Origin of the sequence: Aciduricibacillus chroicocephali (assembly GCF_030762805.1) — a bacterium.
Classification (GTDB): Bacteria; Bacillota; Bacilli; order Bacillales; family Amphibacillaceae; genus Aciduricibacillus; species Aciduricibacillus chroicocephali.
This window is the reverse complement of sequence record NZ_CP129113.1, coordinates 731648-747631: the sequence shown is the minus strand read 5'-3', so window position 1 is coordinate 747631 and position 15984 is coordinate 731648. Positions and strand designations below refer to the sequence as shown.

General features: G+C 41.7%; 19 protein-coding genes. 5 read left to right on the top strand and 14 right to left on the bottom strand.

All coding sequences use genetic code 11. The features are described 5' to 3' along the window. Positions 1-56: 56 nt before the first annotated feature. Positions 57-296 (bottom strand): hypothetical protein, encoded by a 240-nt coding sequence (locus QR721_RS03870; protein ID WP_348029161.1) that lies wholly within the window; start codon positions 294-296, stop codon positions 57-59. A gap of 261 nt (positions 297-557) precedes the next feature. After that, positions 558-2249: a methyl-accepting chemotaxis protein gene (locus tag QR721_RS03865; protein WP_348029160.1), complete on the bottom strand. Its 1692-nt coding sequence runs from the start codon at positions 2247-2249 to the stop codon at positions 558-560. 274 nt (positions 2250-2523) lie between these two features. On the opposite strand from QR721_RS03865, the gene QR721_RS03860 reads away from it, so the two are divergent. Then, positions 2524-3603, top strand: a complete 1080-nt coding sequence (locus QR721_RS03860; RefSeq protein WP_348029159.1) for an AI-2E family transporter — start codon at positions 2524-2526, stop codon at positions 3601-3603. 53 nt (positions 3604-3656) lie between these two features. Here QR721_RS03860 and wrbA read toward each other — a convergent pair whose 3' ends face one another. The 5 genes from wrbA to QR721_RS03835 form a co-directional block, all read right to left on the bottom strand. Next, a complete protein-coding gene (gene wrbA / locus QR721_RS03855) occupies positions 3657-4271 on the bottom strand; it encodes an NAD(P)H:quinone oxidoreductase (RefSeq protein ID WP_348029775.1) in 615 nt (204 codons plus the stop codon). A gap of 79 nt (positions 4272-4350) precedes the next feature. After that, a complete protein-coding gene (locus QR721_RS03850; RefSeq protein WP_348029158.1) occupies positions 4351-4959 on the bottom strand; it encodes an alpha/beta hydrolase in 609 nt (202 codons plus the stop codon). A gap of 15 nt (positions 4960-4974) precedes the next feature. Continuing rightward, positions 4975-5961 carry a ring-cleaving dioxygenase gene (locus tag QR721_RS03845; protein ID WP_348029157.1) on the bottom strand — a complete coding sequence of 329 codons (987 nt, stop codon included), beginning with the start codon at positions 5959-5961 and terminating at the stop codon, positions 4975-4977. A gap of 111 nt (positions 5962-6072) precedes the next feature. Continuing rightward, positions 6073-6516: a MarR family winged helix-turn-helix transcriptional regulator gene (locus QR721_RS03840; protein ID WP_348029156.1), complete on the bottom strand. Its 444-nt coding sequence runs from the start codon at positions 6514-6516 to the stop codon at positions 6073-6075. Between the two features lie 151 nt (positions 6517-6667). Then, a complete protein-coding gene (locus QR721_RS03835; protein WP_348029155.1) occupies positions 6668-6976 on the bottom strand; it encodes a winged helix-turn-helix transcriptional regulator in 309 nt (102 codons plus the stop codon). A 154-nt stretch (positions 6977-7130) separates the two neighbouring features. On the opposite strand from QR721_RS03835, the gene QR721_RS03830 reads away from it, so the two are divergent. Then, entirely contained in the window at positions 7131-7982 is an 852-nt protein-coding gene (locus tag QR721_RS03830) for a VOC family protein (protein WP_348029154.1), read from the top strand. Positions 7983-8038: 56 nt separating this feature from the next. On the opposite strand, the gene QR721_RS03825 is transcribed toward QR721_RS03830, so the two are convergent. Further along, positions 8039-9742: a flagellinolysin gene (locus QR721_RS03825; RefSeq protein ID WP_348029153.1), complete on the bottom strand. Its 1704-nt coding sequence runs from the start codon at positions 9740-9742 to the stop codon at positions 8039-8041. Positions 9743-9943: 201 nt separating this feature from the next. Here QR721_RS03825 and QR721_RS03820 point away from each other — a divergent pair, with 201 nt between their 5' ends. Beyond that, positions 9944-10414, top strand: coding sequence for a YjdJ family protein (locus QR721_RS03820; protein WP_348029152.1), 471 nt, complete (start codon positions 9944-9946; stop codon positions 10412-10414). Between the two features lie 19 nt (positions 10415-10433). Here QR721_RS03820 and QR721_RS03815 read toward each other — a convergent pair whose 3' ends face one another. Together QR721_RS03815 and QR721_RS03810 are read right to left on the bottom strand one after the other, a co-directional pair. Continuing rightward, a complete protein-coding gene (locus QR721_RS03815; protein ID WP_348029151.1) occupies positions 10434-10841 on the bottom strand; it encodes a carboxymuconolactone decarboxylase family protein in 408 nt (135 codons plus the stop codon). A gap of 98 nt (positions 10842-10939) precedes the next feature. Further along, positions 10940-11827, bottom strand: coding sequence for a LysR family transcriptional regulator (locus tag QR721_RS03810; protein WP_348029150.1), 888 nt, complete (start codon positions 11825-11827; stop codon positions 10940-10942). Between the two features lie 115 nt (positions 11828-11942). Here QR721_RS03810 and QR721_RS03805 point away from each other — a divergent pair, with 115 nt between their 5' ends. Both QR721_RS03805 and QR721_RS03800 read left to right on the top strand, forming a co-directional pair. Then, positions 11943-12728 (top strand): 3-hydroxybutyrate dehydrogenase, encoded by a 786-nt coding sequence (locus tag QR721_RS03805; RefSeq protein ID WP_348029149.1) that lies wholly within the window; start codon positions 11943-11945, stop codon positions 12726-12728. A 536-nt stretch (positions 12729-13264) separates the two neighbouring features. Continuing rightward, positions 13265-14545: a solute carrier family 23 protein gene (locus tag QR721_RS03800; RefSeq protein ID WP_348029148.1), complete on the top strand. Its 1281-nt coding sequence runs from the start codon at positions 13265-13267 to the stop codon at positions 14543-14545. Positions 14546-14687: 142 nt separating this feature from the next. On the opposite strand, the gene QR721_RS03795 is transcribed toward QR721_RS03800, so the two are convergent. The 4 genes from QR721_RS03795 to QR721_RS03780 form a co-directional block, all read right to left on the bottom strand. Beyond that, positions 14688-14909: a hypothetical protein gene (locus tag QR721_RS03795; RefSeq protein ID WP_348029147.1), complete on the bottom strand. Its 222-nt coding sequence runs from the start codon at positions 14907-14909 to the stop codon at positions 14688-14690. 18 nt (positions 14910-14927) lie between these two features. After that, positions 14928-15050, bottom strand: coding sequence for a hypothetical protein (locus QR721_RS03790; protein WP_348029146.1), 123 nt, complete (start codon positions 15048-15050; stop codon positions 14928-14930). Then, positions 15047-15334, bottom strand: a complete 288-nt coding sequence (locus tag QR721_RS03785) for a hypothetical protein (protein ID WP_348029145.1) — start codon at positions 15332-15334, stop codon at positions 15047-15049. The genes QR721_RS03790 and QR721_RS03785 overlap by 4 nt, the downstream gene beginning before the upstream one ends. A 143-nt stretch (positions 15335-15477) precedes the next feature. After that, positions 15478-15792 carry a hypothetical protein gene (locus QR721_RS03780; RefSeq protein WP_348029144.1) on the bottom strand — a complete coding sequence of 105 codons (315 nt, stop codon included), beginning with the start codon at positions 15790-15792 and terminating at the stop codon, positions 15478-15480. Positions 15793-15984 lie beyond the last annotated feature (192 nt).

Sequence of the window (15984 nt, the reverse complement as noted above, 5' to 3'; positions counted from 1 at the left end):
ATCCCCGCTGCATCAGCAACGGGGATTGTATTCCTTAATCATATTCAAATCTAAATTTATGCAGTAGTACGATATTTACTGAAAATTTTCGCCGCTCCAAAAGTAATTACGAGAGCGAGTATCGCTGTAACTAAAGCCGGGAACATATCTGGCTGCTGAATAATCCCAGACGAAGATCCGATATAGGAATATGAAAGATCCGGTTTGTACAACGCCATCAAAGCAACACCCGTGAGGAATTGCAAAGCGATAAATACTGCAATAAAAGTAATTGTGAAGTAAACATACTTTCTCATTGACTTGACTCCCCCTTTAATATGGAACTGATTATTCAAAAGCTTGTATTCTCTTAATCTAGATGGAGAAAGCAATGATCAGAGAGCTCATGTTATAACTATGTCATTCACTACAATTTTCCATCGTAACAATTATTTAACTATTATGTTTATTTTACCATTAAAATCTTTAACACTTAATTTTTATTCGATTGGTGATGTCCCCACTGTGCAGAACAGAGCATAAAAAATGCGCAGGCCCTTTGCACCTGCGCATCTTTTCTATAATTTGAATTTCCCTACCATTCCACTTAGCTCTTCAGCTAATTTCGCCAGCTCATCAGAACTTCTTGCAACTTCTTCCATTGATCCATTTGCTTGTTCTGCAGAAGCCGCAGTCTGCTCAATACCTGCTGCCGATTGTTCAGCAACGGCCGCAATTTCCTCAATGGACCCGCTCATTTCCTGACTACTTGCAGCAATTCCATTCAAATGCGCGGATACACTTTCGATATTCGCTGCCATGTCTGTAACTGCTTTGCTAATTTTATTAAAAGTCTTTTCTGTCGTTTCAATCTGTTCAGTTCCTTTTTCAACCTCTTCATAGACAGCCTTTAAAGAAGCAGCAACTAGATCAGAATCAGATTGGATATTCGTAACAATACTTGTTATGTCATTTACAGAAGAAGCGACCTGTTCAGCCAGCTTCTTAACCTCATCCGCTACAACCGCAAAGCCTTTCCCCTGTTCGCCCGCACGTGCCGCTTCAATTGCAGCATTGAGAGCAAGCAAATTCGTCTGGTCCGCAATATCATTAATGACAGATACGAGATTCGAGATTTCCTGTGACTGCTTGTCCAGGTTTTCCACTTTCTCAACGGAATCTTTAACGATACTATGTATTTTGGACATTTGCTGACTGGACTGATTCATCAGCTGACCGCCCTCGTTAGTCATGCTTAGTACATTGCTTGAATTATGCTCAATTTGACTGCCCTGTTCATTTGCGGCATCTATTTTCTCCGTGAAAGTCCCCATGACGGATGATAGCTCACTCGATGTATTCGCTTGCGTCTCTGCTCCGGTCGCCAGTTCGATCATTGTCGTCGCTACCTGATCAGTACCAGATGTCACTTCACTCGCCGCTTGAGTCAGCTCTTCGCTCTGTGCCGATACGATTTCAGAAATATCTTTGATTCTCGCCAGCAATTCACGATTATTTGCACTCATTGTATTTGTTGCATTGACGAGCTCGGCTGTTTCATCCTTCGTTGTTACAACAAGCGGATCATTTGATAAATCTCCATCTGCCAGTATATTCATCCGTTCCATAACAGAGTTAATCGGTTTAACAATCGATCTTGCAGTTATTAATGCGATAGCGATGCTAATTAATAGTGTCAAACCACCAATACACATAATAAAAATATCTATCGCTTTGCCTATAAAGACTACTTCTTTTCCGCCCTTATCCATGTTCTGGCGCTTCTCTTCTGTCAAATCATTGAAACCATCACGAATTTCATTTGAAATTGGACGGGCCACTTCAAGTGTTTGCAAAGCTTCCTTCTTTTTATTGTTATCCAATTGCTGGGCGGCCTTTTCGATAAGCCCTTCCCACCCTCGCTTCTTATCAAGTAGATCAAAAGCTTTATCGGAGATGGCGATCTCCTCCATCTTGTCATCCAATTCCTTATTTTTCTTAAGGATTTCATCCAGTCTTGCTCGCGAATCATCATCATGATAAAGTGCATAACCCCGAATGAGTGCTTTTGTTTCGGTCAAGGTGTAGACCATTTCTTGATTGAGCGTTAGCAACTTCAGCTGCTTGTCCACAATCTCACCTGTTTTTTCATTCACATCCTTGAAGCCCATGTGAGTAAGCATACTCATTAGAAAAACTAATAAAACGACTACAAAGAATCCCGTAAGAATCTTTGCTCTCAAGCTTTTAAATTGAATAATAGTCCGCATCTGCTTATCTCCTGTCAGTTAGAATAGTATAATTAGTGCTGTAATGAAATATTATGACTAATACCTTTCCTTTTATCGGTCTACAGGACTATAAACTTAATAGCTCTGACAAGAAAATTATTTTCCAAATGTTTAAGAGGACTATCTATTCTCTCAACATGTAAGCTATGTCGCTTAATAAATGAAAAAAATGTATTTAAAACACCTTCGACTAAGCAAGCAAGATACTGTATATTTATTACATAATGACTTCAAATTTTAAGGAGTGGAATATTTGACGAGAAAATTATGGTTCCAGGCTGGTGTCGGAATCCTACTCGCTTTACTGATTATAAAATTATTCGTAGAAATCAGCTGGGTCTTTGTCCCTTTCGTGATTATCGCAAAAACAATCCTAGTCCCGCTTCTGCTCGGTGTTGTTCTCTTCTACATCACAGAACCTTTGCAACGTTTCCTTGAAAAGCGGAAGTTCCCACGATGGGGAAGCATTTTGACAATCTTGCTCTGTCTCGCAGCGCTCATCTGGCTATTCGTTGCCATCGTCGGACCACCAGTTATGAAACAGGTCGATGCACTTGTTAAAAACTCACCGTATATTGCAAGTGAAGTGAAGTCCTCGATTGACTACATATTGCAACATCGGGATGCCATGCCTCAGCAATTGGACGAGATGATTGACAAGGCAATCCATTCCGTAGAATCAATCGCTGTCCTTTTCGGAAAATTGCTTATCCAGTTTTTCCAATCTGTCGTTCAGACGACATTTACGCTTATCCTTGTGCCATTCTTCTTCATCTTCCTGTTGAAAGACCATGAGAAGTTCGCACCTTTCATCTTGAAGTTTTTCAATGGAAAGAAGAAAATCTGGCTCGGCAAGACTTTAAGTGATATTAATGTCGTGCTCCGTTCATACATACAAGGCCAGCTGTTGATCAGCTTCCTACTCGCTGTCATTATGTATATCGGTTATCTGATAATTGGGCTGGAATATGCACTATTGCTTGTAATCTTCGCCTTCTTCATGAACGTCATTCCGTTCATCGGTCCGTGGATTGCGTTCACACCGGCGTTGATTATCGGCTTCTTGCAAGATCCAAAGCTTGCAATTTGGGTCAGTGTCGTCACCCTTGTTGCCCAGCAAACTGACAGTAACTTCATCACACCGAATGTTATGGGTAAGACACTTGATATCCATCCGCTCACTGTCATTACGCTCATCCTGGCAGCTGGCAATATCGCCGGATTCCTCGGAATTCTGCTTGCTATTCCAGCCTATGCGGTTGGGAAAGCCATCGTCAGCAATGTGTATGGAATGCGTAGAGAGATTAAAGAAACTGCTATGAAAGATTTGTAATCGCAAAAAAAGGAGTCAACCGGGTTATCTGGTTGACTCCTTTTTCTCTATTATTATTCAGCTGTTCCGCGTTTTACCCATTCAGCTACTTGCACTGTACGTTTTGCCTGATGTTCTACAGCGCCGCGTACGTCTTCGACCATCTTACCTTCCTGATCGACTGTTACACTAGTACCGTACGGATTACCGCCTGCTCCAAACACTACCGGGTCTGTGTAACCAGGTGCTGCTATGATTGCGCCCCAGTGCATCATTGAAGTGTACAAGGAAAGCAACGTCGCTTCCTGACCACCGTGTGGATTTTGTGCAGAAGTCATCGCGCTGACGACCTTGTTTACAGTACCACCAGTTGCCCAGATACCGCCTTGTCTGTCGAGGAATTGTTTCATTTGTGATGCAACATTACCGAAACGAGTCGGTGTGCTGAAGATGATTGCGTCTGCCCATGTCATATCTTCTGAAGTTGCAACTGGTACATCCTTCGTTACATTAGCAGTCGCAGCCCAGCCAGGATTGCTTTCAACTGTAGATTGCGGTGCCAACTCTTCAACTTTAAGCAATTTAACTTCTGCACCTGCAGCTTTACCAGCTTCTGCAGCCCACTGAGCCATCTGATAGTTTGTTCCACCCATGCTATAAAATACAACTGCCAATTTTACGTTTTCCATCTGTTCCATCTCCTTTTCCTTTTTGAAAAATCTATCCATGAATCCCATGTTGTTTCCCCCTCTATGCTTCAGCGCCTATTTATTTGTACAGGGCGCCATACCATACTCGTGCAGCATCAACTTCTGCACCTGATAACTGATGTCCTCTGTTTTCCCAATGAAGTGTCACATCGGCTCCCGCCTGTACAAGCATTGTATTCAGTTCCTCCGACTCTTCCGGTGAGCAAAGCGGATCATTCAACCCTGCCGCAATGAACACATGACGATTCGAAAGATCCGGAAGCACGATGCCCCTTCTCGGCACCATCGGATGATGCAGGCTCGCACCGAGAAGCGAATCTTCATGATGGAAGAGGAGGCTTGCCGCGATGTTCGCACCATTTGAGTAACCGACAGCAATGATACGCTTCCGATTGAACTCATACTGCTCTGCCGCCTCATCGAGGAATTTGTTCAATTCCGCGGTGCGCTCGACAAGATCTTTTTCATCAAACACACCTTCGGCAAGTCGCCGGAAGAAACGCGGCATTCCATTCTCCAACACATTTCCCCGCACACTGAGCACATTCGCACTATCATCAATTATGCGAGCCAGCGGCAGCAAGTCCTGTTCAGTGCCCCCAGTACCGTGAAGCAATAGAAGTGTCGGATTATCTGGATTTCCACCTTTTTGAAAGAGATGCTTCATCACTGTTCCCTCCACTTAGTCTTCGTATTCCTTGTCAATTTGCTTCGTACTGCGCGTCGTATCTATCGGACGAACAAGTTTTTCAATCTCTTCACGCTTAGGCTCGAGGAATGGAGGCAGTGAAAGTTTTTCACCAAGTGTTTCATAAGGCTCGTCGCCCATGAAACCAGGTCCGTCTGTTGCAATCTCAAATAGGATACCCGAAGCGACACGTGCATAAAGCGAACCGAAGAAATATCTTTCCACAAAGCCGGAATTCGGCAATCTGAATGCACGGAACCGCTCAATCCATTCTTCCAGCTCTGCTTTGTCCGCAACTCGGAACGCCGCATGGTGGACCGTACCATAACCTTGTCGAGCATGAACAAGGCCCTTACCTTCCTCGACGATTACTTGCGCTCCATTGCCGCCTTCTCCCATTTCGAACAAGTACCGGCCGTTTTCAAAATTGATTTCACGGAAGAGGAAAACTTTTTCCAGCACTTGCTTGAAATAATCTACATCTTCAACTCTAATGAAAATCGGACCAAGACCTGTCACCGCAAACTCATGCGGAATCGGACCATTTTGCCAAGGTGTACCTGATGGGACACCTTCATTGTTCTCATCAGAAATGAGCTGATATCGCTGATCATCGAAGTCAACGAAGGAAAGCGTTCTTTTGCCGAACTGTTCCTTAATTCCCTCGTGTTGTACTTCAAGACGGTCAAAACGCTTCACCCAATAATCAAGAGCCGCATCACTTGGCACACGGAACGATGTTTTCGCAATCTCATTCGCCCCATGAACCCCTTTCGGTATCCCTGGAAAATCGAAGAACGTCATATCTGTTCCAGCACTGCCGACATCATCTGCGAAAAACAAATGGTACGTTTGGATATCATCTTGATTGACTGTTTTCTTTACGAGGCGCAAGCCAAGTACATTTGTAAAGAAGTCATAGATTTTCTCAGCACTGCTTGTAATCGCTGTTACATGATGAATCCCTTTCAATTCTGCCATTTGGTGTTCCTCCTTTTAATTTTTCCTTATATCAAGTATCAACATAATTATGAAGCAAGAAACAACGAATTCATTTATTCCTAATTCGAGATATTATGTTAAAAAAATAGGTTAGATCCCTTTTGCATGAAAACCCAACCTTCTCAGCTGCTCAATCATCTGTTCTTTCTCATCTTTATCCAATACAGAGAAGATGCCCTGAATCGCTTCCCCATGCTTCGGGAAAATCTCATCCATCAGCGCACGCCCTGCATCCGTAATCGCCGCATATGTAACCCGGCGATCCTCCGTACATCGTCTGCGTGTAAGCAAACCCTTTTTCTCCAGTTTATCAACAACGTACGTAATACTGCTGCTCGCGAGCAGTACCTTATCACCTATCTTTTGAATTGGCTGATCACCCTTGTGGTAAAGCAGCTCCAAAACAGCGAACTCCGTCGTATTCAGCTCATACGTGCGAATATCTTCTTCCACACGCTTCATGACCGATTCCGTCGCCCTCGAAAGTACGACGAATAATTTCAAGGCCAAGTCTTGATCATTCAAATCCGACATCTGCTCACCTCTTTATTATCTCGAATTCGAGATAAATATATCATGAGGGAGTATCGAGTGTCAACATAAAGGTTTCCCTTTAGCTCATACATTCAATTAATTAAAATAGAGATGCCAATTTTATTGGCATCTCCAACTTCAAATCATTTTTCTATTTAACCCACAGCTGTGACCATTTCTCAATGTCACGAATAATCGGTTCCATTGAGCGGCCTTTTTCAGTTAATGAGTACTCTATGACTACAGGGGTTTCTGGAATGACTTCTCGTTTTACTATTTCTTCACTCTCTAAATCCTTCAAGCGATTGGATAGAATTTTTCCGCTTATTCCAATCGCGGACTGAATTTCGTTAAAACGTTGTGTCCCTAACAATAGTTGATAAATAATTAATGCGGTCCATTTCTGGCTCAATAATGAGATGGCCTTCTCGAATTTTGGGCAAATTGCTGGCTGTGTCATATGCTTCACCTCTTCGGTTTATAATATCACAAAAAATAACGAGTCAATAAACAGCAATATGGCTTCTTGACTAGAGTTAATTTCTTAAGTATATTAAGTTTCATAAAGTAACTTAGTGTCTTGCGATTCGAATAGAGTTATTAGGAGGAATAATATGAGTTTCCATAGCAAACCAACAACATTTGTAGGGCATGTAAAAATTAAAGTAACGAACTTAGAGCGTTCCTTGAAGTTCTATCAAGAAATCATCGGCTTTAACATTCTAGAAAAGACCGCATCAACAGCTAAGCTTACTACGGATGGCAAGACAAGCATCTTAACACTTATACAACCTGAAGATGTTACACCAAAAAGAGGCCGAACGACAGGTCTGTATCACTTTGCTTTACTCTTACCCGAAAAATCAGACCTTGCCAATATCGTTATTCATTTATCAAAAAATAATATTCAGTTCGGAGCATCAGATCATCTTGTAAGTGAAGCATTGTACTTACAAGACCCTGATGGAAATGAAATTGAAATTTATATCGATCGAGATCCTTCTGATTGGAGTTGGGACAGCGAAGAAGTCGCAATGGCAACAGACCCATTGGATTTTGATTCATTACTCAGAAAGTCAGAACCTGGAAAACAATGGAGTGGCTTACCTGAAAAGACCGTTATGGGGCATATTCATTTACACGTTTCTGATTTGAGGAAAACAGAGGAGTTTTATGTGAAAGGCCTTGGCTTTGAAGTAGTCAATCGATACGGAGCCCAAGCATTATTCCTTTCAACTGGAAAGTACCATCATCATATTGGCGTGAATACTTGGAATGGAGTCGGCGCCCCTCAACCAGCCGAAAACAGTGTTGGCATGGAATCATACACACTCATTTTGTCTAATGAGGAAGCAATTAAAGATACGATTGGGAGATTAAAAAAGATTGGGACTGCTGTGATAGTGGAAAACGGTCAGTATTTCACTTATGATCCGTCTGGGAATCGTATTGAGTTAACTGTGTAATGTAATATATAAAGAAGCCCCTCGCATTTTTGCGGGGGCTTTTTTTATTTAAAAAACTATCTCAACAGCTGCAAGACACCCTGCGGCAACTGATTCGATTGTGCAATCATTGCTTGTGCTGCTTGCGAAAGTATATTTTGCTTCGTAAAAGTCATCATTTCCTTCGCGATATCAGCATCCCTTATGCGTGATTCCGCTGCGGTCAAATTCTCTGCACTATTTTGAGTAGCTGTAAGTGCATGTTCAAGACGGTTTTGCATTGCGCCCAGGCTTGAACGATAAGATGAAACAGAATCGATTGCCTTATCAAACTTCGAAATTGCCCCATTCGCATTATCTGTCAAATCTACACCTTTCACACCGAGTGAAGCTGAACTTACACTCTGCAAGTTCACTGTCATCTGCTGGCCTGAATTTGCTCCAATTTGGAAATGGAGCGGTTCTGCGGAAGGCGAATCAATTTTAACGAGCGTCGCTTTCCAATTGACTAGGATTGTACCTGCCGAGGGCTCCTCCTGGCTAATTACAGTCTCAGGTGTCTTTCCAGGAAAAACAGAACCGACATCTTTATTAGACGAAAAGTTATCAAAAAGATGCTCAGCAGTCGTCACACCGTTCGCTTTGAAGTCAGCGATAAAGTCTGTTAACCCGTTAACCCAGCCAGCGTGCTTCAATGTATCATCCAATGTACCTCGTCCTTGAGCAAGCTCGGCAAAAACTGCCTTAATATCAGAAAAACTCCCTGAACTCTTTGCGTTAACAGTTTCATCGAGAAATCTAACAGCCGTATAACCAGCCGCATAAGTCGTGCTCGTACCTCCCCAGCTCTGCCCATCACCGATTGTATTCAGTACATCGGTAATTGCATCCGCTTTGGATTGCCCACTGAATATTCTATTCTGTACTTCTGCATAGAGACGATCCGCTCCTCCGCTCAAGTACTCTGCAGAACCTTCATTGAACCATTTCGGTATCGCTCGGCCGCTATTTCCATCCGGTCCCATATTCAATGTCTGGGTAAAAACAGCGTGTACCATCTCATGGGCAACAGTTGCATCAAAATAATTGTAAGGATCGTTATTACCATGTGGGTCAACGAACTTATCCAAATCCGCCTGATCAATCTGCATTGCAATATTATGACCTAATGTATCATTAGAAGAAAGATAGTACACAACTTGTGCAAGTGTACCACCCTTACCATCGATGTCTGTAAACGAAATATTCATATCAGAGCCGTTTGCTTTTAACCCGAAACCTTGTTCGATCATCTTCTCCGCATTATAAAGCATCTTCGGCAAGGCTTCCTGAAACTTCTGCAAATCGCTTTTGCTGACCGAAGAATCTTTGTTAAGCAACTTGAGCGTATTGAATTCCGTATCAGTCGAAATCCGGTCCATTTCACTCAGCAGTTGATCCATCTCTTTCTGCAATGCTTTACGGTCATCTACAGTAAGCGTATCATTACTCGCTTGTACGCTTAATTCACGCCCTCGCTGTAGTACTGAATGAACTTCATTCAGGCCACCCTCCGCTGTTTGTACGAGCGATATTCCATCCTGTATATTACGTGCAGCCTGATCTAGCCCCCTGATCTGTGCTCGCATTTTTTCAGAAATCGCCAATCCTGCTGCATCATCACCTGCCCTGTTGATACGCAAACCAGAAGAGAGCTTTTCCAATGTTTTATTAAGTTGGCTGTTATTCATAGAGAGCTGCCTATGTGCATTCATGGCAGTCAGATTATGTGCTATTCTCATTGTTGTTGCTCTCCTGTTTGTAATGAAGATTTCTATTTCCGGATTACTGATATTAATTTATCGGCAGAAATAAACTGATTATTAACAGACTAAAGCAGCAAAATATTTTATTTTCAATAATTTCATTCTGCACAACTAGATATATTTAGGAGGTTATATGATATAATTTCCATAACAAGAAGGTTTAAGGGAGCGTTTACAATGTTTCTCTTCATACAATTGGGTGTGACAATCTTTATTTTCCTAGCATCCTTTTTATTTTCCTGGTACGAAGGAAGCGCCGTCCTTGAAAATCCGTGGGAATGGAATTATTCAACTCCTTTCTCCCATTTGCTTCATGGAGAAGTTAACAAGGTAAGTGATATTTCACTACTGGATCACTTTGTCTACGCAGCAAAATTTCATCCTTTGTATCCGGCTTTGATGCTTTTAAGTGGAGTTTATCTCTTAGTTCTAGTTGGCCGGATCTATTTTAGAAAAGGTGACAGAGGATTTTTTGTTTATGTAGCTGTGCTTGGTGCTCTTCTGCTTCTATTGAGTCTCGTAATGTTCAATGCTTATACAAGCGGCGGAAAGCTATTCTTCTATTTGTCACTGGCAAGTGGGATTATCTGTTTCGTCATTTCCACGTTCACTCACTATCACAATAATAAGAGCGTCTCTTCTGTATAAGAGACGCTCTTTATTTTTGCTATTCCTCTTCCAGTTTCAAATCACGATCAGCAAACACTTTCTTCGCCACTTCCAATGCATTTAGCACGCGTGGGAATCCAGTATATGGAACCAATTGGATGATTGTCTCGACAATCTGTCGTGGTGTTAGCCCTGAAGTGAGTCCAGTATTAATATGCAGCTCCAACTGTGGCTCTGTTCCTTGGGTAACGAGAGAGGAAATGACGACAAGGGCACGCTGCTGATTATCCAGTCCTGCTCTTGTGTATATATCTCCGTAAGCGAATTCAATGATAAACTTGCTGACATCAGGCGCAATATCTTTCAAATTCTCCTCAATCTTAAGATGAGTGGAGATATTATTATTGCTTGTCATAGTGTATTCCATCAATTTGTCCAAACCTTTTTGATAACGATTCTCTGTCATGTTGATATCCTCCAAGCTGTATGATTTACATTATCAACTATACCCTCAGCTGAACCATTCTAAAAATACATATAAGCTATCCCTGCTATGCCCTTAGTCTATACATGATTCTTCTGCTCATCTGTTATAAAATCTATAAACACTTGAGCCGCCTTTGATATATACTTACCCTTTTTCGTAATGGTGACGAGTTTCCACGGAATCGAGGGCCGAATCGGTACTGACTTCACCAACCGCTCATTCACTTTGCTTGCAATTGCTTGGGGAAAAATAGAAATGCCAAGCTCCTCACCAATCATTTCACTAATGAAATCCCACTGGGAGCTTACATAGGCAATATGAGGATCATAGCCCGCCTTGTTGCATTCTTCTATCACCTTGTCATGTAAGGTAAAGTCCTCACTAAACAAAATGAACGCCTCTTCTCGCAGCTCACTCATGTCCACTTTCTCTCGCTCAGCAAGCCTATGCCCTGAATGAACGAAAAGATTCAACTCATCATGATGGAACGGCACACAATTATAAACAGTCTCATCATCAGGCATGATAACAACACCAAGATCAAGCAGCCCTTCCCTCACTTCCTCCATTACCTTGTTTCCGCCTCTTTCCAGAAGATCGATTTCAATATCCGGATAGAGCTTCTTGAAACCTTTTATAATTCTTGGGAAGAATAATACATCGATGAGAGGCGGAATGCCGATTTTGATTTTGCCGCGCTTCAAATGCATTAAGTCATATAGATGATTTGACAAATCCCCCATCGACTCAATAATTTTCTGACCCTCTTGCAGTACAATCTCCCCGGCATCTGTCAAGGTAATTTGGCGGGCGGAGCGGTCAATCAGCTCTACAGCCAAATCATCTTCCAGATTCTTAACCATCTTGCTTAAAGTCGGCTGCGACACATGCAGTTTTTCTGAGGCTTTCGTGAAACTCTGACAACGTGCGACTTCAATGAAATACGTCAATTGGCGAAAGTCCATCTGCTCCCTCTCCTATTACTTTTAGGAATAGTTTATATGCTTTTAATTCATTTTACTAATATGAGAATCAGGGTATACATTGATGAAGACAATAATATCATCGGAGGCTAACAACATGAGTAAATTATTGGAAAATAAAGTTGCATTGATTACAGGAGCTGGCAGTGGAATCGGATTGGAGATTTCACATGAATTCGTCAAAGAAGGCGCCAAAGTTGTGCTCGCAGACTTGAACGAAAAAGCCGTGAAAGCAGCTGCAGAAGACTTGCGTTCAAAAGGAGCCGAAGTCATCCCTGTTGTATGTGATGTTACGAACGAAAATCAAATTGAAGCAAGCTTTAAAGAAGCAATCGATACATTCGGCCGTATGGATATTTTAATTAACAACGCTGGAATCCAGCATGTATCTGACATAGAGAACTTCCCGACAGATAAATTCGAACAAATGATTAAAATCATGCTGACAGCCCCATTCCAGGCTACAAAATTGGCATTCCCCATTATGAAAAAACAGAAGTTCGGACGAATCATCAACATGGCATCGATCAACGGACTTGTCGGCTTCGCTGGAAAAGCAGCATACTGCAGCGCCAAGCATGGGCTCATCGGTTTGTCAAAAGTATCCGCACTAGAAGGAGCCGAACATGGAATTACAGTCAACGCTCTATGCCCTGGCTATATCGATACTCCACTCGTACAAAATCAGCTGAAAGACATTGCAGAAACTCGTGGTGTCTCAGTTGATAAAGTATTTGAGGAAGTAATTTATCCACTTGTTCCGCAGAAGCGTTTGCTCACAGTACAGGAAATTGCTAACTATGCCATATTCCTTGCAAGTGACAAAGCAAAAGGTGTTACTGGACAGGCTGTTGTGATTGATGGAGGATATACAGCACAATAAATTTAGTATTTTAAAACCATCATCCCCACCCTCTGTCTGTAATCCAGGGTTGAGATGATGGTTTTTTATAAACAAGCATAGTTCATTATATTTCTTCTTGGAAATATAAGGATATTTTTATGAATACTGGGGAAAATTATAAATGATGATAAATTTTACTGCATTATTTCCAGTTGGCAAATCGGGTTTAAACTTAAAAAAATTTCACTCTGCTCCACACCTTCTAAATAGTTCTTAATACCAATAACGACAGTGATTTTGACGATTTTAGTCCTGCTTTCTTAGGAGGAATATTTTTAAAAGTCACTAAATTTTAAACTCAATTAGCTTGACATTTTTACGTGATAGTAGAATAATTTATTTTCGTGGAGTAAGAATTTTGTGGTTAAAAATCTATTAATGTCGAATTTCAACGACATTTAGGTTAATCATAGGGGGAAAACGAAATTAGAACAACAGAACCAACATCTGAAAACGGTTTCTTCAGTGAAAAAGTACCGTTTTCGACATTATTACCACTAGGGTTCCAGCATCTGATGACAATGGTTGGTTCATTTATGGTTCCTGTTATAGTCGGAACTGCAATTGGTCTTGATGCTAAGAGTCTTGCCTATTTGGTTTCTGCCATCATGCTTACGAGCGGATTGGCTATATTGATTCAGGTTATTGGGATTGGTAAAGGAATTGGATCAAGATTACCGATCGTATTGGGATCTTCTTTCATTACTCTTGGACCGATGATTATAATCGGAAAACAATACGGACTACCTGTTCTTTTCGGTTCTATTATCGGATCAGGAATAATCATTATCCTTTTATCATTTTTCCTTGATAAATTACTAATTTTGTTCCCAAAAGTTGTAACAGGAACATTCATTACAATTATGGGTATTACACTTGCTCCAGTAGCATTTAGAGACTTTGCAGGTGGAGAAGGTACACCTGAATTTGGTTCACCAAAGAATATGGTTATCGGTTTAATCGTATTAGCGATCGTTCTATTGCTTCACAAGTTTGGTAAAGGTTTTGTGAAAACGATGTCATTGCTAATCGGTGTAATAGTAGGTACTATTATTGCCGGTGTAATGGGAATGATTGATTTCAGCCCTGTAGCAGACGCAAATTGGGGACAAGTTGTAACTCCGTTCCATTTCGGAATGCCTGTGTTTAATGTAAGCGCAATTATTACAATGACTGTTTTCTCTTTGATTAACCTAATTCAATGTTTAGGTGCATATTCAGTCATCGACGAAGCATTTGGTACGAAAACATCGAACAAGGTAATTGTTCGAGGACTAAGAGGACAAGCAGTCGCTCAAGTCGTATCAGGTACGTTCAACTCCGTTCCACATGCTTTCTTGAATGAGAACATCGGTGTAGCAGCACTTAGTGGTGTGAAAAGCCGATATGTACAAATTACAACTGCTTGTATCCTTGTCGTTCTCAGCTTCTTGCCAAAGTTTGCAGCAATCATCACAATCATACCTGCCAGTGTACGTGGCGGTGCGATGCTAGCGATTTTCGGGATCATTATTGCAGCAGGGATTTCTATCCTCTCTCAAGTCAATATGTCTGAGAATCATAATAATTTGATTGTTGGTACGAGTATGGCTATCGGTATCGGTTCAAACTTTGTAACGGAAGCGTTTACTAAGTTACCTCGTATGGCAGAAATGCTGTTTGGTAATGGACTGTTCTCAGCCGCTGTAGTAGCAGTGCTTCTAAACGTTGCCTTTAATTTTGATACTTTAAGAAAACCTAAAGAATCAAAAGTGGCTCTTGAAGAGCGAGACGTTAAAAAACAAGCTATAGAATAAAGTTTAAATCAAAAACACCGGTTTCTTATCAGAAACCGGTGTTTTTGATTTAAAAAAGCCGTATGAATAGAGTACCATCTTACATCCGACATTCTATCTTATTGAAGAATTTATATTCTTAAAAGTTATTCGCTCATATCATTCAAATGGAACGCATGCCTCCCTTGCAACGAGCCATTACAAACCTACCTTTAACAACTGTAACACACCTTGCCGCAACTGATTCGATTGCGCAATCATCGCTTGGGCTGCCTGTAAAAGTCATCATTTCCTTAGCGATATCTGCGTCTCTTTCACGTGATTCAGCTACGGTGAGATTCTCTACACTGTTAACTCCCCAGCCGTAAGTGCGTGATCCAGGCAATTCTATATCGCTCCGAGGCTAACGGTAGGCAGACACCTTGCCTATCGCCTGATCGAACTTGAAGATAACACCGTTTGCATCCGCAGTGAGGTCGACTCCATTCACACCGAGAGAAGCCCTGCCAACACTCTCCAAGTTCACGGTAAGCTGCTGACCTGCATTGGCACCGATTTGGAAATGGAGCGGCTCTGCAATCGATGTATCAACTGTCGCAAATGTCGCCCTCCAATAAACGAGCGCCGAGCCATCTGCAGGGGGCGCGAATCCTGGCTGATCACAGTTTCTGGCGTCTTGCCTTGGATGACTGAACCTACATCTTGATTTAATGCAAAATTGTCGAAGCGCTGCTCAGCAGTTGCCGCACCGTTCGTTTTGAAATCAACAATAAAATTTGTTAATCCATTGGCCCATCCTGCTTTCTTCAATGTGTCATCTAGCGCTCCACCTTTTGAAAGCTCGGCAAATACAGCTTTAATATCTTTATACGTATTATTGCTATTGCAGCTACCGTTTCATCAAGGAAGCGTACAGCCGTATAGTCTGCCGCATAGTTTACACTCGCACCTCCTCATGTCTGGCTGTTGCCGATCGCATTGAGTACATCTCCAATCGCTTCAGATTTTGACCGACCGGCAATGATTCTGTTCTGAACTTCTCCATACAACCGGTCTGCGCCACCACTTAAATATTTTGCTGATCCCTCATTAAACCATTTTGGGATCGCTCGGTCGCCACTTTCGTCCGACCCCATATTCAATGTCTGGGTAAAGACAGCATGTACCATCTCATGCGTGACTGTAGCATCAAAGTAATTGTACGGATCATCATTTCCGTGCGGATCGGCAAATCGGTCCAAGTCCGCCTGATCGAGTTCCATCGCCACATTATGACCTTCAGGTTATGTGCAATTCTCGTGTTCCTTGCTCCTCTTTATGGTGAAGATTCTGAATTTATACGATGTCATCGAACTATGACTCCCTTATTTTATTAATAATAAATATGTACAAGTCCTTCTCGAATCGTTTTAATAGAATTCAGTACAATGACAATGACATTTCAAAATTGTTATAGTACC

Excerpts from the sequence above, each read along its gene's own strand:
- QR721_RS03845 (WP_348029157.1), bottom strand. The coding sequence starts at position 5,961 with ATGGCAGAATTGAAAGGGATTCATCATGTAACAGCGATTACAAGCAGT.
- QR721_RS03835 (WP_348029155.1), bottom strand. The coding sequence starts at position 6,976 with ATGACACAGCCAGCAATTTGCCCAAAATTCGAGAAGGCCATCTCATTA.
- QR721_RS03870 (WP_348029161.1), bottom strand. The coding sequence starts at position 296 with ATGAGAAAGTATGTTTACTTCACAATTACTTTTATTGCAGTATTTATC.
- QR721_RS03825 (WP_348029153.1), bottom strand. The coding sequence starts at position 9,742 with ATGAGAATAGCACATAATCTGACTGCCATGAATGCACATAGGCAGCTC.
- QR721_RS03840 (WP_348029156.1), bottom strand. The coding sequence starts at position 6,516 with ATGTCGGATTTGAATGATCAAGACTTGGCCTTGAAATTATTCGTCGTA.
- QR721_RS03850 (WP_348029158.1), bottom strand. The coding sequence starts at position 4,959 with ATGAAGCATCTCTTTCAAAAAGGTGGAAATCCAGATAATCCGACACTT.
- QR721_RS03865 (WP_348029160.1), bottom strand. The coding sequence starts at position 2,249 with ATGCGGACTATTATTCAATTTAAAAGCTTGAGAGCAAAGATTCTTACG.
- QR721_RS03830 (WP_348029154.1), top strand. The coding sequence starts at position 7,131 with ATGAGTTTCCATAGCAAACCAACAACATTTGTAGGGCATGTAAAAATT.
- QR721_RS03805 (WP_348029149.1), top strand. The coding sequence starts at position 11,943 with ATGAGTAAATTATTGGAAAATAAAGTTGCATTGATTACAGGAGCTGGC.
- QR721_RS03810 (WP_348029150.1), bottom strand. The coding sequence starts at position 11,827 with ATGGACTTTCGCCAATTGACGTATTTCATTGAAGTCGCACGTTGTCAG.
- QR721_RS03815 (WP_348029151.1), bottom strand. The coding sequence starts at position 10,841 with ATGACAGAGAATCGTTATCAAAAAGGTTTGGACAAATTGATGGAATAC.
- QR721_RS03800 (WP_348029148.1), top strand. The coding sequence starts at position 13,265 with ATGACAATGGTTGGTTCATTTATGGTTCCTGTTATAGTCGGAACTGCA.
- QR721_RS03820 (WP_348029152.1), top strand. The coding sequence starts at position 9,944 with ATGTTTCTCTTCATACAATTGGGTGTGACAATCTTTATTTTCCTAGCA.
- wrbA (WP_348029775.1), bottom strand. The coding sequence starts at position 4,271 with ATGGAAAACGTAAAATTGGCAGTTGTATTTTATAGCATGGGTGGAACA.